This window comes from Streptomyces griseiscabiei (assembly GCF_020010925.1).
GTDB classification, from domain to species: Bacteria; Actinomycetota; Actinomycetes; order Streptomycetales; family Streptomycetaceae; genus Streptomyces; species Streptomyces griseiscabiei.
On sequence record NZ_JAGJBZ010000002.1, the window covers coordinates 1,555,096 to 1,575,727 of the forward strand.

The following is a 20,632-nucleotide window of genomic DNA, read 5'->3' on the forward strand; positions in this document are numbered from 1 at the left end:
GTCGCCCGAACGGCCGTCAAAGACCCGGCCCGACCGGAATACCGAGAAGGGATGTGGTGCTCTGAGGTGAACGACGCTCATGAGCGAGCGGGCGAGTGAGCCGGCGGGCGTGAGGAGCTGGTGCGCGATGACGGCAGACCGGCAGGGTGGCCCCGTGGTCAGGACGCCGTACGGATCCGTGCGCGGCACCTACGAGTACGGGGAGGGCTACGAGACCGGGATCGCCGTCTTCCGGGGTGTCCCGTACGCGGCCCCGCCCTTCGGCCCCCGCCGCTTCCGCCCGCCCGCCCCGCCCGAGCCCTGGGCGGGGGTGCGGGACACCGTCGCCTTCGGTCCGACGCCTCCGAAACCGCCGTACTCGGAGGCGTTCGCCCGCTATCTGTCGGACCCGGTCGTCCCGGGCGACGACTGCCTCAACCTGAACGTGTGGACGCCGCGCCCCGACCCCGGGGCCCGGCTGCCGGTCATGGTCTTCCTCCACGGCGGCGCCCTCACCCGGGGCTCCTCGGCGGTGCCCGTCTACGACGGCGCCGCCTTCGCCCGTGACGGTGTGGTGCTGGTGTCCCTCAACTACCGTCTGGGCGTGGAGGGTTACGGCCTCTTCCCGGACGCCCCGCCCAATCTCGGACTGCGCGACCAGCTGGCCGCGCTGGAGTGGGTGCGGGACTCGGTCGCCGGGTTCGGCGGCGACCCGGACCGGGTGACCCTGTTCGGCCAGTCGGCGGGCGCCATCAGCGTCGGCGCGCTGCTGGCCGTGCCCCGTGCGCGGGGTCTGTTCCGGCGCGCCGTCCTGCAGAGCGGCCCGCCGGAGGCCCTGGACCGGGACAAGGTGCGCCGGATGGTCCGCCGGATGGCGAACCGGCTGAAGGTCCCGGCGACCGCCGAGGCCTTCGCCGCCGTGGACCGGGCCACCCTGCTGGAGGCGCAGGCCGAGGTCGGCCGGCTCAGCAGCCCGGTACTGGGCGGCCCCGCCTTCGGCATCGTCGTCGACGGCGACCTGCTGCCCACCGACCCGCTGCGGGCCCTCACCGAGCACGGCGCGGCCCCCGGTGCCGACCTCCTGATGGGCTGGACCCGCGACGAACACCGCCTCTGGCTGGTCCCCGGCGGACTCCAGGAACGCGTCGACCGCCTCGGCACGGTCGCCCTGGCCGGTGCCCGTGCCCGCTGCCACTGCGGCCCCGAGGTCCCGCGCGGCTACCGTGACCTGCACCCCGACCAGGGCACCGCCGATCTGGTCGGCCGGCTCGTCACCGACCACCTCCTGCGTGTCCCCCTGCACCGGGTGGCGGACGCCCGCCTCGACCAGGGCGGGGCCCGGTCCTTCCTCTACGAGTTCGCCTGGCCCTCCGGCGTCCCCGCCCTCGGCTCCTGCCACGCCCTGGAACTCGGCTTCGTCTTCGACACCGGCGACACCCCCGCCTCCGCCAAGCTCGCCGGGGACCACGCCCCGCGCGACCTCGCCACCGCCCTGCACACCGCCTGGGTCCGCTTCGCGACGGACGGCACGCCCGGCTGGCCCGCCTGGGACGCGAGCCATCCGGTGCGCGTCTTCGACACGGCGGAGGACACGGGAGAGGGCGTGGGGGAGGACACGGCGGGCCCCGACGGCGACCGGATCGTCCTCGGCCCCTACGACCCCGAACTCGCCCTCTGGGACGCGGACGCGAGACGTCCGCGCAGGATCCAGGGCGCCGGCACCTTCGTCACCTCCGGCGGAGGCCCACTTCCCGCGCTGCGCCGCTTCCGCCGGACGCCCTGAGCCGGCTACCCGGGCTCCTCCGTGGGCGTGCGCGGCTTGGTGTGGAGGACCTCACGGGCCTGTTCGGCGGCGCGGAGGGTGCTCTCGGCGACGAAGTCGAGGAAGCGGGCGACGTTCTCCAGCCGGGCGCTCGCGGGGGTGCCGGTGCCGAGGACGCCCACGCCCTGGCGGGCGATCACGACGATCTGGGCGACGGCACGGGCACTGGCGATCATCGACTGGTACCAGACGTCGTCGTCGACGACGTAGCGCTCACGGCGGCGCTCGCCCTGCTCACGGCGGACCATCCCCTGGCCTTCGAGGAACGCGACCGCCTTGGAGATGGACGCCGGGCTGACCTGGAGGCGCTGCGCCAGCTCGGCCGCGGTGAGGCTGCCGGAGTCGGTGAGGGTGAGGCAGGCCATCACCCGGGCCATCATCGCGGGCATGCCCGAGGCCATCATGACCGTCGTGAAGGTCTCCTCGAACTCCCGTACGGCTTCGGCGTCGCGCCCATGAGCCCGGTCGGGCGTCCGGGCCTCATGCGGAGCGGCCTGGCGGCGCCGGTGCGCGCGGCGCTCGGTGGCGCGGTGGGCGAGGTCGGCGCGGTAGGCGGTGGGGCCGCCGTTGCGCATGACCTCGCGGGTGATCGTCGAGGTCGGGCGGTCGAGCCGTCTGGCGATCTCGGCGTAGGCGAGGCCGTCGGCCAGCCCTAGCGCGATCTGCTGGCGTTCCTGCTGGGTGAGCCTGCCTCCCGGCATCGCTGTCTCCTTCGTGCTCCGTGGTGCGCCCACCATAGCGTTCACTCTCAATTCATTGCAACGAGCTACGTAAGGCTTGTTGCGTTACTTCGCAGATTGTTGCAACGAAATAGCGGGTTTGAGCTGCATGAATGTGCTTCTCGTGCAACGAGTATGTTGCGCGATCTTTGAATGCAACGTAGCTTTTCCATCATCGGAAACAACGAACCGAGGAGCGCACGATGCAGAAGTTCGACACCCCCGCCCCGATCGCCGCCGTCCTCCACATCAATGCCGGGCGGGTGCAGATCATCGCCGCCGACCGCACCGACACCACCGTGGAGATCCGGCCCGCCGACGCTTCCAGGAGCCGCGACGTCAGGGCCGCCGAGGAGGCCACGGTCGACTACCGCGACGGCGTCCTGCGGATCGACACCCCGAAGGCGAAGAGCGAGCTGTTCGGCCCCTCCGGAACCCTGGAGGTCACCGTCCAGCTGCCGTCCGGCTCCCGCGTCGAGGCGAAGGCGGCCGCCGCCGAGTTCCGCGGGGTCGGACGGCTGGGCGATGTGGCCATCGACGGTGCGCACGGGCAGGTCAAGCTCGACGAGACCGCGAGCGCCCGGCTGAACCTGCTGGCCGGCGACGCCCTGATCGGCCGTCTGGACGGCCCCGCCGACATCACCAGCGGCAAGGGCGACCTGCGTGTCACCGAGGCCGTACGCGGCACGGTCACCCTGAGCACCGGGCACGGCAAGATCTCGATCGGCGCCGCCGCCGGTGTCTCGGCCTCCCTGGACGCCGGCACCTCCTACGGCCGCGTCCGCAACTCCCTCAAGAACACCGAGGGCGCCGACGCCCAGCTCGACATCCGCGCCACCACCGGCTACGGCGACATCGACGCCCACAGCCTCTGATCCCCGCCCGCAGCCTCTGATCCCCGCCCGCCGACTCGCGACCACCGACCCACGCTCTCCGACCCGAAGCTCTGAAGGAGCACCTGTCATGACCGACCCGGCCATCGCGGCGAACGGGCTGCGCAAGTCCTACGGCGACAAGGTCGTGCTCGACGGCATCGACCTGACCGTCCCGGAGGGGACGATCTTCTCCCTGCTGGGCCCGAACGGCGCCGGCAAGACCACCGCCGTGAAGATCCTCTCCACCCTGATCTCGCCCGGCGCCGGCTCCGGCGGGATCCGCGTCGGCGGTCACGACGTCGTCGCCGACCCGCAGGCGGTGCGCGCCGCGATCGGGGTCACCGGGCAGTTCTCCGCGGTCGACGGGCTGATCACCGGCGAGGAGAACATGCTCCTCATGGCCGACCTGCACCACCTGCCCAGGAGCGAGGGGCGACGGGTCACCGCCGAACTGCTGGGACGCTTCGACCTGGTGGAGGCCGCGAAGAAGCCGGCCTCGACCTACTCCGGCGGCATGAAGCGGCGGCTCGACATCGCCATGACCCTCGTCGGCTCGCCCCGGATCATCTTCCTCGACGAGCCCACCACCGGCCTCGACCCCCGCTCCCGCCACAACATGTGGCAGATCATCCGCGAACTCGTCTCCGACGGCGTCACCGTCTTCCTCACCACCCAGTACCTGGAGGAGGCCGACGAACTCGCCGACCGCATCGCCGTCCTCCACGACGGAAGGATCGCCGCCGAAGGCAGCGCGGAAGAACTCAAGCGCCTCGTCCCGGGCGGCCATGTCCGCCTCCGCTTCACCGACCCGACGGCGTATCAGTCGGCCGCCGCCGTCCTGCGCGAGGTCACCCGCGACGACGAGGCCCTCGCCCTCCAGCTCCCCAGCGGCGGCACCCAGCGCGAACTGCGCGCAGTGCTCGACCAGTTGGACGCCGCCGGCGTCGAGGCCGACGCACTCACCGTGCACACCCCCGACCTCGACGACGTGTTCTTCGCCCTCACCGGCCCCACCACCGCCACCGGGACACGGACCGTCCCCGACCAGCCCAAGGAGACCGTCCGATGAGCGCCCTCGCCCTCGCCGTCCGCGACTCGAACACCATGCTGCGCCGCAACCTCCTGCACGCGCGCCGCTATCCGTCCCTCACCCTGAACCTGCTGCTGACCCCGATCATGCTGTTGCTGCTCTTCGTCTACATCTTCGGCGACGTGATGAGCGCGGGCATCGGCGGCAGCGACCGCTCGGACTACATCGCCTACATCGTCCCGGGCATCCTGCTGATGACCGTCGGCGGCACCGTCGTCGGGACCGCGGTGTCCGTCTCCACCGACATGAACGAGGGCATCATCGCCCGCTTCCGGACGATGGCGATCCACCGCGGTTCCATCCTCATCGGGCATGTCGTCGGCAGTGTGCTGCAGTGCGTGGCGAGTGTGGTCCTCGTCGGCGGCGTCGGGGTGGCGATCGGCTTCCGGTCCACGGACGCCACGGTCCTGGAGTGGCTGGCCGCGTTCGGGCTGCTCGTCCTCTTCTCGCTGGCCCTCACCTGGATCGCGGTCGGCATGGGCCTGTCCAGCCCCAACGCGGAGGCCGCCGCCAACAGCGCCCAGCCGCTGATCCTGCTGCCGCTGATCTCCAGCGCCTTCATCCCGGCCGACACGATGCCGGGCTGGTTCCGGCCCATCGCCGAGTACCAGCCCTTCACCCCCGCCATCGAGACCCTGCGCGGCCTCCTCCTCGGCACCGAGATCGGCCACAACGGCTGGCTCGCCCTCGCCTGGACCCTGGCCCTCGCGACCCTCGGCTACCTCTGGTCCACCAAGAAGTTCAACACCGACCCGAAGTGACCACCGAGCACAGCGACCCCGCACCCCGCGCCCCAAAGGGGCGCGGGGCTGTGTCGATATGCGGCTCCGCCGCGTGGGCGCGATCAGCCCCGACGCACCCGCACCCGGCCCTCACCTCACCCGGCAGACGCGACTCCGCCGACCACCCCCACAGACCCCCGCACCACCACATGCGTCCCCAGCAACAGGTGCTCGTCCCCCACTCCAGCGGAGCGCAGTGCCGTCCGCACCGCCAGCCGCCCCAACTCCTCGTACGGCACCCGCACGGTCGTCAGCGGCGGCCACAGATCCCGCGCGAACGGAATGTCGTCGTACCCCACCAGCGACACGTCCTCCGGCACCGACAACCCCGCCTCACGCAGCGCGGTCAGTGCCCCCGCCGCGACCATGTCCGTCGCCGCCATCACCGCCGTGAAGTCGAGCCCCGTCTCCAACGCCCGCCGCATCGACCGGTATCCGGAGTCCCGGGTGAAGTCCCCGGCCAGCCGCAGCGCGGGGTCCGCCTCGACCCCCCGCGCGTGATGGGCCGCCAGATACCCGCGCTCACGCCCCTGCGCCGTGGTGTGCTCCGGCTCGCCGCCGAGGAAGAGGATCCGCCGGTGGCCCCGGGACAGGACATGCGCGCACAGGGCGTACGCGCCGCCCTCGTTGTCGTACTCGATGACCGTGACCGGTGCCCCCGGATCGAGCGGCGGCCGTCCGCACAGCACGAGCCGGGACCCGGCCGCCGCCAGCGCGTCGGCGAACCGCGCGGTGCGCGAGCGGTACTCGGGGGTGTCCGCGCCGCCGCCGACGAGGATGACCGCGGCGGCCCGCTGCGCCCGCATCGTCTCGATGAAGTCCGACTCGTGCGCCGCGTCACCGTCGGTGCTGCACACCAGGCACAGATGCCCGAGCCGGGTCGCCTCCCGCTCCACACCGTGGGCCATCAGCGCGAACGACGGGCCGGTGATGTCGTCGAGGACGAAGCCGAGGGTGGGGGTGCCGGCGCCGGCGATCGCCTTGGCGCGGGCGTCGGCGACGTAGTCCAGTTCCCGGACGACCCGCAGGACCTGCGTACGGGTCGCCGCGCTCACCGGGTACACCCCGCCGAGCACCCGTGACACCGTCGCCGCCGAGACCCCGGCCCGCGCCGCGACGTCCCGGATCGTGGTGCGGCCCCCGCCTTCGGCGCTCTTCCTCGTCATGCCCCGCTCCGCCCCGCCTCTCGGCACCACGTCGGTAACCGGTTACCGACGAACGGAGGCTAGCAGCGGGAGAGCCGTGGATGACCCCCCGCCGGTCAGCCCAGTGCCCTCGGGCCTGTGTGGGGTTGTGATCTGGGCTCGCGGGGCGTGGCACGCACGCTCGCCGCGTTGCCGAAATGCCCTAGTAGCTCCGCTACGAGGGCCTTCCGGCGCCTTGCGATCGCACGCACCACGCCCCGCTCCCTGATCCAGATCACAACCCCACACAGGCCCTGGCGATGGCCGCGATCGCCTCGGGCCCGACCCGGCAGCAGCCGCCGATCAGCCGGGCCCCGGCCGTCCGCCACGCCTCCACCTGTGCGGTGGTGAACGTCGACCGCCCGGTCCAGGCCCGTGCGGTGGCGTCCCAGACCTCGCCGCTGTTCGGATAGACGACGACCGGTTTGCCGGTGACCCGGACGGCCGTCTCGATCGCGCCGTCCACGTCGTCGGGCGAGCAGCAGTTCACCCCGACGGCGACGACCTCCTCGGCGTCGGCGGCGAGCGCGAAGGCCTCCTCCAGCGGCTGACCGGCGCGGGTGCGGTCACCGGCCACGGTGTAGGACAGCCAGGCGGGCACGTCCAGTCCGCGGATCGCCCGCAGCAGCGCCTCCGCCTCGTCGGTGTCCGGGATGGTCTCCAGGGCCAGGACGTCGGGGCGGGCGGCGGCCAGCACCTCCAGACGGGGGCGGTGGAACCGTTCCAGTTCGGCCACGCTCAGTCCGTACCGGCCCCGGTACTCGGAGCCGTCCGCGAGCATCGCCCCGTACGGGCCGACCGAGGCGGCCACCAGCAGCGGGCGCGTGCCGTCCTGCGCGCCGCCGCCGGGCGCGCCGCTCTTCGCCCCGGCCTCGACCGCCGCGTCCACGGCCAGCTCCACGCTCAGGGCCATGAGTTCGGCCGACCGCTCGTGCGGGATGCCGCGCTTGCCGAAGCCCTCGAAGGTGGCCTGGTAGCTGGCGGTGATCGCCACGCTCGCGCCCGCCTCGTAGTAGGCGAGGTGCGCCTCGGTGATCGCCTCCGGGTGCTCCACGAGCAGCCGCGCGGACCAGAGTTCGTCGCTCAGGTCGTGCCCGGCCGCGTGCAGCTGGTTGGACATACCGCCGTCGAGGACGAGGACCTCGGCGGCGAGGGCCGCGGCGAAGGGGCTGATGGGCGGGCCGGGGAGGTGCGGGAGGGCGCCGGGTGCGTTGCTGGTCATGCCGACGACGGTAGTCCAGCCACCCGGGTGGGCACCCGATTGTGTCCAGCCCGTGAACAGATTGCCCATCATGTGGAACGCGGCGGTACGATCACGCCCTCCCCGTCCCCACCCCTCCCCATCCCCCGGGAACCGCCATGACCACCAGCACCCCCGAGGCCACCGAGCCCGAACCGACCCCGGCGGCCGAGGCCGACGCGAAGACGAGCACGAGCGCCGGCGCGGGCGCCGTCGCTCCGGGCGCCCCCGCCCCGGGCCGCAAGTTCGGTCTCGCCGCGGCGACCGCCCTCGTCATGGGCAACATCATCGGCGGCGGTATCTTCACCCTCCCCGCCGCCGTCGCCCCGTACGGCACGGTCAGCCTGGTCGCCTTCGTCGTCCTCTCCGTGGCCGCCGTCCTGCTCGCGCTGCTCTTCGGGAAGCTGGCCCGGCGCAGCCCGGTCACCGGCGGCCTGTACGTCTACCCGCGCGACGCCTTCGGCCCGTTCGCGGGCTTCCTGTCGGCCTGGTCGTACTGGACGATGTGCTGGGTCAGCATCGCCGCGCTCGCCGTCGGTGTCGTCGGCTATGTCGACGTGCTGATACCCCTCGGCGACAGCAAGGCCGTCCTCGCGCTGGTGGCCCTGGCCGCCCTGTGGCTGCCGGCCGCCGCGAACTTCGCGGGCACCCGCTATGTGGGCGCCGTGCAGATCGTCTCCACGGTGCTGAAGTTCGTGCCGCTGCTGCTGGTCGCCACCATCGGTCTGTTCTTCGTCGACCTCGACAACTACGGCCCGTTCAACGCCTCCGGCGAGAGCACCCCGGGCGCGATCGCCGCCGCCGCGGCCCTTCTCCTCTACAGCTTCCTCGGCGTCGAGTCGGCCGCCGTCAGCGCCGGCGAGGTCAAGGACCCCGAGCGCACCGTGGGCCGGGCCAGCGTCCTCGGCACGCTCGCCTCCGCGCTGGTCTACATCCTCGGTACGGTCGCCGTGTTCGGCCTGGTCCCGCACAAGGAACTCGTCGAGTCCGGGGCGCCCTTCGCCGACGCCGTGAACTCGATCGCGGGCGGCAGCTGGGGCGGCACGGTGATCGCCCTGGTCGCGGTCGCCTCGATCGTCGGCTGCCTCAACGGCTGGGTCCTGCTCAGCGCCCAGATGCCGTACGCCGCCGCCCGCGACGGCCTCTTCCCGAAGCCGTTCGCCCGTGTCGGCAAGGGCGGTGTCCCCGGCTTCGGTGTCCTCGCCACTGCCGTCCTCGGCACGCTCCTGATCGTCGTGAACTACGCGGACGACCCGGACACCGCGTTCCGTGTCCTCGTCCTCATCACCACGTTCACCGGCTGCGTCCCCTACCTGCTCTCCGCCGCCGCCCAGCTGTACTGGCTGGCCCGCGGCACCCGCGAGCGCGTCCGCCCCGCCGGCCTCGTCCGCGACCTGATCGTCGCCGGCCTCTCCTTCGCCTTCTCCTTCTGGCTGATCGCCGGCGCGGGCTACGCGGCCGTCTACCAGGGCGCCCTGTTCCTCTTCGCGGGCATCCCGGTGTACGTGTGGCTGCGGGGGCGGCAGGAAGGGGCCGAGGAGCCGGAGGTCGCCGCCGCCGAGGCGGATGCGGACGTCGTCGCGTAGGCGCGCGCGACGGGCGGACGGCCGCCGACCCCCGTACGGCGACCGTCCCCCTTCCGGCGCGAGTTCCGCTCGGTCCCTCCGTGGGACGCGCGGCTCAGCCCGTGGCCGCGTGCCGACCGCCCCCGCGCCGGTTGTTCCTGCGGCGCCGGGTCACCGGCACCAGCAGTCCGGACAGCCCGCCGAGGGCGAGGGCGTACGGCCACCAGCCGAGGCCGCTGTCGGCGGAGGCGCTCGCGTTCCGCGTACGGGGGTCCTGGGCGCCGGAGCCGGCGTCGGTACCGGCGCCCGCGGCGCCCTTCACGGAGGGCGACGGGCTCGTCCTCGCGGCGGTCAGGACGACGTCGTTGCCGTCGCCGCCCTGGTAGGTGATCCGGTAGGTGTTCCCGGCGAGTTTCACCCGGGCGCCCTCGCGCAGCCCGGTGAACGTCCCGGTGGTGGCGCCCCTGCCGCGATGGTCGAGCACGGTGACGCGCTCGCCGGGTCCGCCGACGGCGGCCAGGGCCGCGAAGTCCAGCCCACCGGCCAGCCGCACCGTCCCGGACACCTTCAACGGCCGCTCCCGCAGCACCAGTCGACCCTTCTTCGTCTGGGTGTAGCCGCCGGTGACGGTGAGCCCGGCCACGACCACGCCGTCGTTGGTCACCGCGCCCTTCACCGTGCCCTTGCCGGACAGCGACCTGGTCACCTTGAGCCCGGCCGGGCCCACGTCGAGCCTCGCCCCGGCGGTGGTGAGCCGGACGGTCCTGCTGCGGGCGAGTGTCGCCCCGGAGCGGAGGGCCAGCGTGCCCTTGGTGACGGTCGTGGCCCCGGTGTAGGTCACCCCGCCGCCCGTCAGGGTCGTGGTGGCCTTGCCCGACTGGGTGAGCGAGCCGCTGCCGCCGACCCGTGACAGCGTCACCGGCTTCGAGACGTTGCGCACGATCAGCGAACCGTTGTTCACCACCTTGGAGAGGGCGCCCTTGGTGTAGAGCCCGCCGTCGCCCCCGGACCTGCCGCTGCCCAGCCGCAGCACCGCGCCCTTCTCGACCGTGGTCGAGCCGTCGTAGTACTGGACGGCGGCGAAGGTGACGTCGTTGCCCCTGGTCCCGGCGATGACGATGTCCCCGGCGCCGGGCGCGGAGAGCGTGTCGTGGTAGCGGCCGCCGCCGATGGGGGCGCCCAGGGTGACGGGCCCGTCGTAGTCGAAGGTGAGCAGCGAACGGGAGCGCGCGGCGAGGAGGTTGATGTACACCGTCTCGGCCGTGCCCGGCATGAAGATCTTGTCCGTCGTCCCGTCGCCCCACTGGACGTTCGCGCCCTTGATGTTGGTGCCGCGCTTGTTGACGTTCTTGCGTGCGGGCGTCCAGTTGAGGGCGGGGTCGCTGAGCGAGGGGTTGGTGTCGCCGCCCCGGTCCGACCAGCTGTACTGGCCGGTGAGGATCACCTTGCCGCCCGGCCGCGACTGGACGTTGATGTCGCTGCCGTACTCGCGCTGGTAGAAGTCCATGCCCTGGGTGACGGTCTGTCCCAGCGGGGTGTCCACGGTCCAGGTGCCCTGGTTGAGGACCTTGCGGGCGTTCGGCAGGGCGGTCGCGAACTCCGGGCGTCCGGCGTTCACCTGTGTGCCGTTGTCGATGACCCCGGTGAAGGGATGGGTGCCCGACAGGTCCCAGGTGGCCCACAGGAACCTCGGCTGGCTGACCAGGCCGGAGCCGCTGATGGTCCCCAGGTTGTACGCGACGTCCTTCAGGGCGAGCCGCAGGGTGCCGTCGACCCGGATGTTGTTCTGGTTGAGCCGGAACGCCGGGGTGTCGTACGGGTAGTGGCCGATCACGCCGGTCGAGCCGCTGTTCCCGTACTGGAGGGTCGCGCCCGCGGCGACGGTCACGGCGGGCGGGTCCGGGCGGGTGACGGTGACGTACGGGTGGTTGCCGCCGAGCTTGTGCACGCTCTGCCGCTGCCGGGACTTCGGCAGGGTGAAGTCGCTGTCCCTGGTGAGGATCAGCGTCCCGGTGCCGCGCACGGTGAGCGTGCCGGTGCCGCTGAACACACCGTCGTACGTGGTCGTCCCGGGCGGCACGGTCACCACCGTGTCCCCGGTGAGCGTGATGTTCCGCCCGGCGAGGACATCGGCGGTCGCGTCGCGGGGTCCGGCGGCGGTCGCGGTCAGGGCGCCGAGCATCAGGGCGGTGACCGCCAGGGCTCCGGCGGCCGACGCTGTCTTGTGGAGAGAGGTGCGCACGGACGGGAGACGGTCCGGTGCTCACCGCGATAACAGAAACTTCGCGAAGTCCGGCTTCGGTGTATCGGTTCGTTCCTGTGAGCTTGTGTTCGTTCCGCCCGACCCGTTGACCTCGACGTAACACGCCCTTACCTTTTCGCCGTTCGGAATGACTGATCTTGTGCGAAATGTCGAACGATTCTGTTTCCTTTTGTTCCCCCCACCTCCCCCCACGTGCAGAAACCTGCAGAGAGGCAGAGCGCATGAGCCGCGAGCACGAACGCCCCGACCCCCCGAACCGACGGCTGCTCCTGAAGGGCGCCCTGGCCGCCGGCGCCCTCACGGCGATCCCCGCGACCGCCGCGCACGCCGCCGGTTCCCGGCCGCCCTTCGTCAACCCGCTGGTCCGCAACCGCGCCGACCCCCACATCAACCGGCACACCGACGGCTTCTACTACTTCACGGCGACCGCGCCCGAGTACGACCGGATCATCCTGCGCCGGTCCCGCACCCTGCGCGGGCTGTCGACGGCCGCCGAGTCCGTGATCTGGCGCAAGCACGCCACGGGCGTGATGGGCGCGCACATCTGGGCGCCCGAGATCCACCGCATCGACGGCAAGTGGTACATCTACTTCGCCTCCGCGCCCGCCGAGGACATCTGGGCGATCCGGATCTGGGTCCTGGAGAACTCCCACCGCGACCCGTTCAAGGGCACCTGGGTCGAGCGCGGCCAGCTGAAGACGGCCTGGGAGACCTTCTCCCTGGACGCCACCACCTTCACCCACCGGGGCTCCCGCTATCTCGCCTGGGCCCAGCACGAGCCCGGGATGAACAACAACACCGCCGTCTGGCTCTCGAGGATGGCCGACCCGCTGACCCTGACGGGTCCTCAAGTACGGCTTACAACACCGGAGTTGGACTGGGAGGTCATCGGCTTCAAGGTCAACGAGGGGCCGTCGGTCATCAAGCGCGACGGCCGGCTCTTCATGACCTACTCGGCGAGCGCCACCGACTTCAACTACTGCATGGGCCTGCTGACCATCGACGCGGACGCCGACCTGATGGACCCCGCCAACTGGTCGAAGTCCCCGACCCCGGTCTTCACCAGCAACGACACCACCCAGCAGTACGGGCCGGGCCACAACAGCTTCACCGTCGCCGAGGACGGCTGCACCGATGTCCTCGTCTACCACGCCCGCCAGTACAAGGACATCGTCGGCGACCCCTTGAACGACCCCAACCGCCACACCCGGATCCAGCGCCTCGGCTGGAAGCCCGACGGCACCCCCGACTTCGGCGTCCCCGTCGCCGACACCCCCGCCCCGAACGCTCCGAGCACCTCGAACACCCGGTAAGGAGAGCTGAGATGAGACGTGCGTACGCGATGCTCCTCGCGCTCTGTCTGGCGCTGGCCGGCGCCCTCGTCACCGCCGGTCCCGCCCAGGCGGCACCACAGACCGTCCCCAACGGCACCCAGTTCACCGACAGCGGCGGCAACCCCCTGCACGCCCACGGCGGCGGCGTCATCAAGGTCGGCTCGTACTACTACTGGTTCGGCGAGAACCGCAACACCGACAACACCTTCCGGTACGTCTCGGCCTACCGCTCCACGGACCTCAAGAACTGGGAGTTCCGCAACCACGTCCTGACCGAGGCCACCGCCCCCGAGCTGGCGACCGCCAACATCGAGCGGCCGAAGGTCATGTACAACGCGGCCACCGGCAAGTTCGTGATGTGGATGCACAAGGAGAACGGCGTCGACTACAGCGAGGCCCGCGCGGCCGTCGCCGTCTCCGACACCGTCGACGGGAACTACACCTGGCAGGGCAGCTTCCGGCCCCTCGGCACCCATATGTCCCGTGACATCACCACGTTCGTGGACACCGACGGCACCGGCTACATGATCTCGGCGGCCCGTGAGAACTACGACCTCCAGATCTACCGGCTCACCGCCGACTACACCGGTATCGCCGCCCTCGTCGCCGACCCCTGGCACGGCGGCCACCGCGAGGCCCCGGCCCTGTTCAAGCGGGGCGGCGTCTACTTCATGCTCACCTCGGGCGCCACCGGCTGGAACCCCAACCAGCAGCAGTACGCCACCGCCACCAGCATCGCGGGCCCCTGGACCGCCATGGCCAACGTCGGCGACTCCACCACCTTCGGCTCGCAGACCGCGTACGTGCTGCCCGTGCAGGGCACGTCCACGACCTCCTACCTCTACCTGGGCGACCGCTGGGGCAACTCCTTCGGCGGCACGGTCAACGACTCCCGCTACGTCTGGCTGCCGCTGACCTTCCCCACCTCCACCACGATGTCCATGTCCTGGTCCCCGGAGATCACCGTCGACACGGCCACCGGCACGCTCACCGGCACCAGCGCCACCTACAACACGCTGATCGCCCGCCACTCCTCCAAGTGCGCCGATGTCACGAGTCAGTCGCAGTGGGCGGGCGCCCAGATCAAGCAGTACACCTGCAACAGCGGCAACAACCAGAAGTACTGGTTCAAGTCCGTCGGCAGCGGCTACTACCAGCTGACCACCCGTCACAGCTCGCTGTGCCTCCAGGAGAACGCCAACACGGTCACCCAGGAGACCTGCAACTCCTCGAACACCGCCCAGCAGTTCTCGCTCACCACCACCGGCTCCTATGTGAACGTCAAGTCCCGCGCGACCGGCGAGTGCCTGGACGTCAACGGCGCGTCCACCGCCGACGGTGCCGCCCTCATCACGTACACGTGCAACGGCGGTACGAATCAGCAGTGGACGCGCGGCAGTTGACCTCAGGCGAGTAGATCGATCGCGTCGATCGCCGTGCCCGCACTGAGGTAGGAGGTCGTCCCCGACCCGCTCACCACGTTGATCTTCAGCACGTTGTACTGACTCGTGTCCGTCCGCCAGGCGGACGCCGGGACGCTGTAGGTGAACGTGTGGTTGTTGCCCCGGTAGGACCCGTTCGTCAGTGAGCGCGTGTTCGGCTGGGTGGGCGGGGAGGGGATGGCCGAGGTCCAGGTGTCGTTGACGACGACCTGGGGCCGGCCGTTGGCGTAGGCCGTCGTCACCCCGATGCGCAGGGTGTGGGCGGCGGCGGCCTGCGCGGCGGTCAGCCGGAAGTAGACGAGGAGACCGCTGTTCACGTCCTTCCAGAGGTAGCAGGGGAAGGCCGACGTCTCGGTCCCGCTGCCGATCACCACATTGCCGGTCCAGGCGGCGGCCCGGACGTCCGACGGATGCGCGTACGTCATCAGGTCGGCGTTCTTGAAGCCGCCCGGGGTGCCGTTCCAGTCGTTGATCCGCCAGATCGCGGACGCGTTCGACGGATCGTTGGTGGACGGGATCGCGATCGAGTTCAGCGCCGTCGTCCCGCCCGCCGTGACCGTCACCGAGGTCGTGTACACCGCCAGCTCGCCCTTGAAGACGGTGAGCGTGTACGTGCCCGGCAGCACCCCGGAGATGGAGTAGTGGCCGTCCGACGCCCGCGCCGGGCCCCAGTACTGGGCGGCGGAGTTGGCGAGCCCGACCGTGTACGCGTGCGCCGTGTTCCGGCCGGTGATGCCGACGCCCGCCACCCGGCCCCGGCCACCCGCGGCCACGTATCCGGCCAGGCCGAGCGAGTCCGCCCACGACGTGGTCAGGGTGCCCGGGAACAGCGACGAGGAGGGCGCCCCGCCGTCCGTGAAGGCGATGACGTACGGCCCCTGGAGGCCGAACCGCTGCTCCTCGGTCTGGTTCTGGCCGTAGTACAGGATCTCGTACAGGCCGCCGCCGTCCGCGCTCTGGTGGCGCAGCAGCGAGCGGTAGAAGGGGCCGCCGGAGGCCTTCTCGTGGTTGGAGCGGACGACATACAGACCCACGGAGCCCGTCGTCCAGCCGACGTAGTTGTAGTCCATCACCCGCAGTTTCGAGTAGTGCTTGGAGCGGGTCTGGCCGTCGGACTTCGCGAAGACGTCCGAGGCCTCGACGGTGGTGGGCGCGTAGGTGTACGAGTCGGGCTCGTCGTTGAGGAACAGGCCCGCCCTGACACGCAGGATGAACCGGGTCGCCGAGACCGAGGTGTCGGCCTTGTTGGTCCACACGTAGATGTTGTTCTCGCCGCTGCGGGCCGCGTAGTAGTGCCTGAGCGTGCCGTAGGTGACGGAGACGAGGATCGTCGAGCCGGACTGGCGGACGGTGACCGTGGAGCTGCCGAGACCGGACTCGATGTGCGAGTTCATACCGCCGTAGCCCTGGTACTCCGTGCCCCGGTGGACGAGCGAGGACAGGTCGCCGTTGCTCTTGCGGACCTTGAACACGAGGTCGGCGCCGGTGTCGACGACGTAGTGGGTGCCGTCGTCGGTCCAGCCGAAGGCCGCGGCACGGGCGGTGCCGGCCAGCGGTCCGGCGAGCGCGGCCCCGGTGACCGTGGCGGCGGTGGCGGCGGTGCCGACGACGAAGCGGCGGCGGTCCAGTCCGGGGGTGGCCGGGGGTCTGTCGGTGGATTCGGACATGGGGGTCCTCCTCGGGTGATGTGGGGGGAGTGCGGGTGATTCGGAAGAGTGACAGTTGAATCGTTTTTGCGAAAGGGCTTTCGCGCAAAGGAAGTTGGCAGTTGTGTGAAAAATGCCTGACATCTAGAAAGCGCTTGTCCGACGATGTACCGTCCATCCGCCGGGTCTTGTCTTCCTCGTGAGGAGCCGCAATGAGACGTTTCACCATCGCCGTGCTGACGGTGGCGACGACCCTGGGCACCGTCCTCACCGCCGTACCGGCCGAGGCACACCGGGGCCGCCCCGCGCTCGGACTGGAGAACTGCGCCGACAACGCCTGCCACTTCGACGTCCCGGCCGGCACGTACGACGTCACGGTCCGCCTCGGCGGCGAGACGGCGGCGAGCACGGGCGTCACCGGTGAGACGCGCCGCACGCTCCTCGCGGAGACGGCCACGGAGGCCGGGCGGCCCGCCGTCCGCAGCTTCACCGTCGATGTCCGCACCCCGGAGGGCGAGCCGACCGGCGCGGACGGCACGCCCGGCCTGGACCTCGTGATCGGCGGCGCGGCTCCCGCCCTCGCCGACATCCGGGTGACTCCCGCGAAGCGGGCCCGGCAGATCCTCCTCGTCGGCGACTCCACGGTCTGCGACCAGCCCGGCGACCCCTACTCCGGCTGGGGGCAGCAGCTCCCGCGGTACCTCCGCAAGGGGCTCTCGGTCGCCAACCACGCCGACTCCGGCGAGAGCACGGTGTCCTACCTCGCCGACTCCCGGCTGTGGGGCACGGTCCAGCCGAAGATCCGGCGCGGCGACCTGGTCCTGATCCAGCTCGCCCACAACGACAAGCAGACCGACGAGGCCACGTACCGGGGCAATCTGGAGACGCTGGTCGCGGGGGTGCGGGCGCGGGGCGGCAAGCCGGTGCTCGTCACTCCGATCGTGCGCCGCTGGTTCAACGCGGACGGCACCCTGAACAACGGCACCGCGCTGCTGGTCAACGGGCTCGGTGTCGACCACCCGGCGGTCACGCGCGCGGTCGCCGCGGCGCAGGGCGTGCCGCTGGTCGACCTCACCGCGAAGACGAAGGCGCTGGTGGAGTCGCTGGGAACGGAGGGCTCCAAGGCGCTGTACCTGTACAACGAGAAGCGGGACAACACGCACACGTCGGTGCGCGGGGCCACGGTCTACGCCGGTCTCGTCCGGGACGAACTCGTCGCCCAGGGGCTGGTGTCCGAGGGCCGTACCAGGGTGGGATGAGACTCCTGGGGCGCTCCGACCGGAACCGGGGCGTCCCAGGCCTGTGCGCGGGAGGGGGTGGGGGGTGGAGGTGTGTCGGCGGGTGCGGCCCGGTGGAGCTTCTCGCGCAGTTCCCCGCGCCCCTGAAAAGCAGGGGCTGCGCCCGTGCTTTTCAGGCCCGCAGGGGCCTGGTCTCTTAGGGGCGCGGGGAACTGCGCGACCAGCCCCCACCGGACCCGCACCCGACAACGCACCCCACCCTCCCCCATCCTGAATGAACCCTCCCAGCCAGAAAGCGCACCAATGCCCTCCCACCCCTCCCAGGCTTCCCCGCCTCCCGAGGACCGCGTCCTCAGCCCCCACACCGGCTACACCCGCGCCCACTGGGAGGCCGCCGCCGACGCGCTGCTGGCCGCCGTGGAGCCGTACGCCACGGCGGACGGCGCCCTCTACCAGCTCCCGGGCGACCGCACGAGCTGGTCGGGCCGGCGATCCGACGGCCTGGAGGGCTACGCGAGGACCCTGCTCCTCGCGGCCTTCCGCCGCGACGAGAAGTCGCTCGCCCGCTACGCCGACGGCCTCGCCGCGGGCGTCGCGGGCGTCTGGCCGCGTATCGAGGACCGCGGCCAGCCCCTCGTCGAGGCCGCGTCGATCGCCTTCGCGCTGCGCGTGACCCGGGACCTGCTCTGGGACCGCCTGGACGACACGGTCCAGCAGCGCGCGGCAGCCTGGCTCGGCGACGCGCTCACGGCCGAACCCTGGCCCTGCAACTGGGAGTTGTTCCCGGTCACGGTCGGCGGCTTCCTCGAAGAGATCGGCCACCAACCGGAGTTGGCGCGCCGGGTCGTCGAGCACCGCCTCGACCGCATCGAGCAGTGGTACCTCGGCGACGGCTGGTACACCGACGGCGACGGCCGCAAGTTCGACTACTACAACGGCTGGGCGATGCACCTCTACCCCGTGCTGCACGCCTGGCTCGCGAAGGACGACGACCTCATCGCCCGCTACGGCGACCGCCTCTCCACCCATCTCGCCGACTACGCCCGACTGTTCGGCGGCGACGGCGCCCCCCTGCACCAGGGCCGCTCCCTGACCTACCGCTTCGCGACCACCGTCCCGCTCTGGCTGGGCGCCCTCACCGGCCGTACGCCGCTGTCGCCGGGCGAGACACGGCGGCTGGCGTCCGGCGCGCTCAAGTACTTCCTCGACCGGGGCGCGGTGGACGAGCGGGGCCTGCTGTCGCTCGGCTGGCACGGACCGAACTCCGCCGTCCTGCAAGGCTATTCGGGCCCCGCCTCCCCGTACTGGGCCAGCAAGGGCTTCCTCGGCCTCCTGCTGCCCCCGGACCACGAGGTGTGGACGGCGACGGAGGAACCGGGCCCGGTAGAGCGGGCGGACGGGCTGCGCCCCGTCGGCCCGCCCAACTGGCTGCTGCAGTCCACGAGTTCGGACGGCCTGGTCCGCCTCCACAACCACGGCAGCGAGGACGTCCGCTACGACCCCTTCTACACCCGGCTCGCCTACTCGACGGTGACGCAGCCGGTGCCGCTCGCGGAGCCCCCGGCGTCGTACGACAACAGCGTGATCGTCGGCGGCGACGCGAGCCGTACGGACATCGAGCCGCTCGGGGTGGGGGAGGGCTGGGCCGCGTCCCGGCACACGGCCGGCGACGGTGGTGTGCGGGTCACGAGCCTGGTGGTGGCCCGGGGCGCGGCGGAGGTGCGGGCCCATCTGGTCGCGGGCGCGGACCCCGGTACGCCGGTGCGGATCACGGGGTGGGCGGGCGCGGAGGGCGTACGCACGGAGCTGCTCGCGGGGCACGGCCTGTCGGGCGCCTCCACCGGTACCGGTCCGGGCCTCACCGGTGAGACGGCCGACGCGGACGCGACCCTCTTCGTCGCCCTCGCCCGTCTCACCGCCGACCCCGACGCCCCGCCCCTCCCGGAGCTGGTCTCCGTGGAGGTGCGGGGAGCGTACGAGGTGGACCTCACCTGGGCCGGGGGCGAGCGGGCTCACTTCGTGTTCACGGCGTCAGACGGGCGACCTTCAGCGTCTTCGTGGTCGGTGACGCCCCGTTGAGCGGGGTCGTGTAGGACGGGGTGACGGCGGCGTACGCCCAGGTCAGCGTCCCGTCCTTGAGGACCGCGATGTCACCGCTGATCCGGGCCTTGACGACCTTGTCGGCGCCCTGGAGCTTGCCGTTCCAGTCGACGAGGCGGACGTGGGTGCCCGTGAAGGTGCCGGTGCAGGTGCCGCTCGCGCACTTGGCGTTCTTCAGGGTCTCGTAGGAGACGAGGAGCCGGTTCTTGCCGTACGGGGCGACGCGCACGTTGACGTGCTCGGTGCCCTTGGCGGAGGTGAGGTAGACCGGCTTGCCCGAGGGGGTGTTCCTGTTCTTGAGGAACGCGAGGGCGACCTGGTGGGTGCTGGTCCTCGGCTTGACCGTCCAGCCCCGCCCGCTGGAGTCGTCCGGGTTCTTCTTGGCGGAGGCGGCGCCGCGTGAGGCGAACGCGGTGGCGTAGCGGCCGGTGGAGGACTTCACGAGGTCTCCGGTGCGGCCCGCGAAGGTGCCGCCGCAGTAGCCGGCCCAGCACTGCTCGCGCTGGACGACGGGCGCGTTGTCCGGGGCGGCTATGCCGGTGGAGACGAAGAGGCCCGAGCGCCAGTCGTCGAAGCAGAGGGAGGTGAAGTTCCCGCTGGTCTCGGCGCGCAGGGCTATGCCCTCGTTGTGGGAGCAGCCCCAGCCCCAGCCGCCGCTCTGCTTCTTGCCGGTGGAACCGACGTAGGCGAGCTTGTCGCCGAAATGGCCGTCGGCGAAGCCGCCCGCGCCATGGACGACGAAGTAGGCGCCGTACTTCTTGCCGTTCCAGGCGAGCTGGCCGTCGAGCAGCGGGGCCGTGTCGTTCGAGGAGGTGCCGGTGAGCTTGGTCCGCCAGGTCTGCTTGCCGTTCTGGTAGCGGATCAGCGCGGCGGCCGTCTCCTTCCACTTGTTGGTGTCGGCGACCCGGGTCAGCAGCGCGAACCCGTCGTTGTGCGCGACGAGCCCCCCGACCTCCTTGGTGCCCTTGACGACCGTGTCGGCGCCCGAACGCTTTCCGGCCGCCGTGAGCGGGGTGACATGGATGCCGTCCGACGCGGGCCAGGCGACCCGCAGCGTGCCGTTCGGCGCCACGGCCGTCGCCGTCCGCGTCCACTCCCGGCCGTTGTTGTAGCCCGCCGAGAGATAGGGGAACTTCGCCGAGAGGCTCACGGTCGTGTTCGTGACGGGGAGATCACCGGCCGCGGCGGGGGCCGAGGGCGCGGCCCCCGCCGTCGCGTACCAGGCGCCCGCCAGCACGGACGCGGCCACGAGCGAGCCGATGACGGGCTTGCGCGCGAGGTGGCGACGACGGTGTCTCGGCGGGGCGGACGGGGCGGAGGGGGAGGGTGTTGCAGAGGTCATGTGCTGGGGTC

15 protein-coding genes are annotated in these 20,632 nt (G+C 71.6%); 9 read left to right on the top strand and 6 right to left on the bottom strand.

The window, feature by feature from the left end; genetic code table 11:
* Positions 1–127 precede the first annotated feature (127 nt).
* Positions 128–1,762 (top strand): carboxylesterase/lipase family protein, encoded by a 1,635-nt coding sequence (locus J8M51_RS24265; RefSeq protein ID WP_267299466.1) that lies wholly within the window; start codon positions 128–130, stop codon positions 1,760–1,762.
* 5 nt (positions 1,763–1,767) lie between these two features.
* Here the strand turns inward: J8M51_RS24265 and J8M51_RS24270 are convergent, their stop codons facing one another.
* On the bottom strand, positions 1,768–2,502 hold the full coding sequence (locus tag J8M51_RS24270) for a GbsR/MarR family transcriptional regulator (protein WP_086763722.1): 735 nt from the start codon (positions 2,500–2,502) through the stop codon (positions 1,768–1,770).
* A 221-nt stretch (positions 2,503–2,723) separates the two neighbouring features.
* Between J8M51_RS24270 and J8M51_RS24275 the strand changes: the two genes are divergently transcribed.
* From J8M51_RS24275 to J8M51_RS24285, 3 genes are all read left to right on the top strand, one after another.
* Entirely contained in the window at positions 2,724–3,395 is a 672-nt protein-coding gene (locus tag J8M51_RS24275; RefSeq protein ID WP_086763724.1) for a DUF4097 family beta strand repeat-containing protein, read from the top strand.
* Between the two features lie 88 nt (positions 3,396–3,483).
* Entirely contained in the window at positions 3,484–4,464 is a 981-nt protein-coding gene (locus J8M51_RS24280; protein WP_086763727.1) for an ATP-binding cassette domain-containing protein, read from the top strand.
* Entirely contained in the window at positions 4,461–5,246 is a 786-nt protein-coding gene (locus J8M51_RS24285) for an ABC transporter permease (protein WP_086763729.1), read from the top strand. The genes J8M51_RS24280 and J8M51_RS24285 overlap by 4 nt, the downstream gene beginning before the upstream one ends.
* Before the next feature lie 116 nt (positions 5,247–5,362).
* Here J8M51_RS24285 and J8M51_RS24290 read toward each other — a convergent pair whose 3' ends face one another.
* Both J8M51_RS24290 and mmuM read right to left on the bottom strand, forming a co-directional pair.
* Positions 5,363–6,433: a LacI family DNA-binding transcriptional regulator gene (locus J8M51_RS24290; RefSeq protein WP_086759242.1), complete on the bottom strand. Its 1,071-nt coding sequence runs from the start codon at positions 6,431–6,433 to the stop codon at positions 5,363–5,365.
* Positions 6,434–6,686: 253 nt separating this feature from the next.
* Positions 6,687–7,673, bottom strand: coding sequence for a homocysteine S-methyltransferase (gene mmuM / locus J8M51_RS24295; protein WP_086759240.1), 987 nt, complete (start codon positions 7,671–7,673; stop codon positions 6,687–6,689).
* A 137-nt stretch (positions 7,674–7,810) separates the two neighbouring features.
* Here mmuM and J8M51_RS24300 point away from each other — a divergent pair, with 137 nt between their 5' ends.
* A complete protein-coding gene (locus J8M51_RS24300) occupies positions 7,811–9,277 on the top strand; it encodes an amino acid permease (protein WP_086759238.1) in 1,467 nt (488 codons plus the stop codon).
* Positions 9,278–9,371: 94 nt separating this feature from the next.
* On the opposite strand, the gene J8M51_RS24305 is transcribed toward J8M51_RS24300, so the two are convergent.
* Positions 9,372–11,438, bottom strand: coding sequence for an autotransporter (locus J8M51_RS24305; RefSeq protein WP_398857395.1), 2,067 nt, complete (start codon positions 11,436–11,438; stop codon positions 9,372–9,374).
* Between the two features lie 302 nt (positions 11,439–11,740).
* On the opposite strand from J8M51_RS24305, the gene J8M51_RS24310 reads away from it, so the two are divergent.
* Positions 11,741–12,832, top strand: coding sequence for a glycoside hydrolase family 43 protein (locus tag J8M51_RS24310; RefSeq protein ID WP_267299468.1), 1,092 nt, complete (start codon positions 11,741–11,743; stop codon positions 12,830–12,832).
* Positions 12,833–12,843: 11 nt separating this feature from the next.
* Entirely contained in the window at positions 12,844–14,256 is a 1,413-nt protein-coding gene (locus tag J8M51_RS24315; protein WP_086759688.1) for an RICIN domain-containing protein, read from the top strand.
* Positions 14,257–14,258: 2 nt separating this feature from the next.
* Here J8M51_RS24315 and J8M51_RS24320 read toward each other — a convergent pair whose 3' ends face one another.
* Complete coding sequence (locus J8M51_RS24320) at positions 14,259–15,962, bottom strand: rhamnogalacturonan lyase B N-terminal domain-containing protein (RefSeq protein ID WP_267299469.1); 1,704 nt, start codon at positions 15,960–15,962, stop codon at positions 14,259–14,261.
* Between the two features lie 191 nt (positions 15,963–16,153).
* Between J8M51_RS24320 and J8M51_RS24325 the strand changes: the two genes are divergently transcribed.
* Together J8M51_RS24325 and J8M51_RS24330 are read left to right on the top strand one after the other, a co-directional pair.
* On the top strand, positions 16,154–17,200 hold the full coding sequence (locus tag J8M51_RS24325; RefSeq protein WP_086764475.1) for a rhamnogalacturonan acetylesterase: 1,047 nt from the start codon (positions 16,154–16,156) through the stop codon (positions 17,198–17,200).
* A gap of 282 nt (positions 17,201–17,482) precedes the next feature.
* On the top strand, positions 17,483–19,258 hold the full coding sequence (locus J8M51_RS24330; RefSeq protein ID WP_267299470.1) for a DUF2264 domain-containing protein: 1,776 nt from the start codon (positions 17,483–17,485) through the stop codon (positions 19,256–19,258).
* Here the strand turns inward: J8M51_RS24330 and J8M51_RS24335 are convergent.
* Positions 19,203–20,621: a hypothetical protein gene (locus J8M51_RS24335; RefSeq protein ID WP_086764048.1), complete on the bottom strand. Its 1,419-nt coding sequence runs from the start codon at positions 20,619–20,621 to the stop codon at positions 19,203–19,205. The genes J8M51_RS24330 and J8M51_RS24335 overlap by 56 nt on opposite strands.
* Positions 20,622–20,632: the final 11 nt, after the last annotated feature.

Excerpts from the sequence above, each read along its gene's own strand:
- J8M51_RS24265 (WP_267299466.1), top strand. The coding sequence starts at position 128 with ATGACGGCAGACCGGCAGGGTGGCCCCGTGGTCAGGACGCCGTACGGA.
- J8M51_RS24270 (WP_086763722.1), bottom strand. The coding sequence starts at position 2,502 with ATGCCGGGAGGCAGGCTCACCCAGCAGGAACGCCAGCAGATCGCGCTA.
- J8M51_RS24275 (WP_086763724.1), top strand. The coding sequence starts at position 2,724 with ATGCAGAAGTTCGACACCCCCGCCCCGATCGCCGCCGTCCTCCACATC.
- J8M51_RS24280 (WP_086763727.1), top strand. The coding sequence starts at position 3,484 with ATGACCGACCCGGCCATCGCGGCGAACGGGCTGCGCAAGTCCTACGGC.
- J8M51_RS24285 (WP_086763729.1), top strand. The coding sequence starts at position 4,461 with ATGAGCGCCCTCGCCCTCGCCGTCCGCGACTCGAACACCATGCTGCGC.
- J8M51_RS24290 (WP_086759242.1), bottom strand. The coding sequence starts at position 6,433 with ATGACGAGGAAGAGCGCCGAAGGCGGGGGCCGCACCACGATCCGGGAC.
- mmuM (WP_086759240.1), bottom strand. The coding sequence starts at position 7,673 with ATGACCAGCAACGCACCCGGCGCCCTCCCGCACCTCCCCGGCCCGCCC.
- J8M51_RS24300 (WP_086759238.1), top strand. The coding sequence starts at position 7,811 with ATGACCACCAGCACCCCCGAGGCCACCGAGCCCGAACCGACCCCGGCG.
- J8M51_RS24305 (WP_398857395.1), bottom strand. The coding sequence starts at position 11,438 with ATGCTCGGCGCCCTGACCGCGACCGCCGCCGGACCCCGCGACGCGACC.
- J8M51_RS24310 (WP_267299468.1), top strand. The coding sequence starts at position 11,741 with ATGAGCCGCGAGCACGAACGCCCCGACCCCCCGAACCGACGGCTGCTC.
- J8M51_RS24315 (WP_086759688.1), top strand. The coding sequence starts at position 12,844 with ATGAGACGTGCGTACGCGATGCTCCTCGCGCTCTGTCTGGCGCTGGCC.
- J8M51_RS24320 (WP_267299469.1), bottom strand. The coding sequence starts at position 15,962 with ATGTCCGAATCCACCGACAGACCCCCGGCCACCCCCGGACTGGACCGC.
- J8M51_RS24325 (WP_086764475.1), top strand. The coding sequence starts at position 16,154 with ATGAGACGTTTCACCATCGCCGTGCTGACGGTGGCGACGACCCTGGGC.
- J8M51_RS24330 (WP_267299470.1), top strand. The coding sequence starts at position 17,483 with ATGCCCTCCCACCCCTCCCAGGCTTCCCCGCCTCCCGAGGACCGCGTC.
- J8M51_RS24335 (WP_086764048.1), bottom strand. The coding sequence starts at position 20,621 with ATGACCTCTGCAACACCCTCCCCCTCCGCCCCGTCCGCCCCGCCGAGA.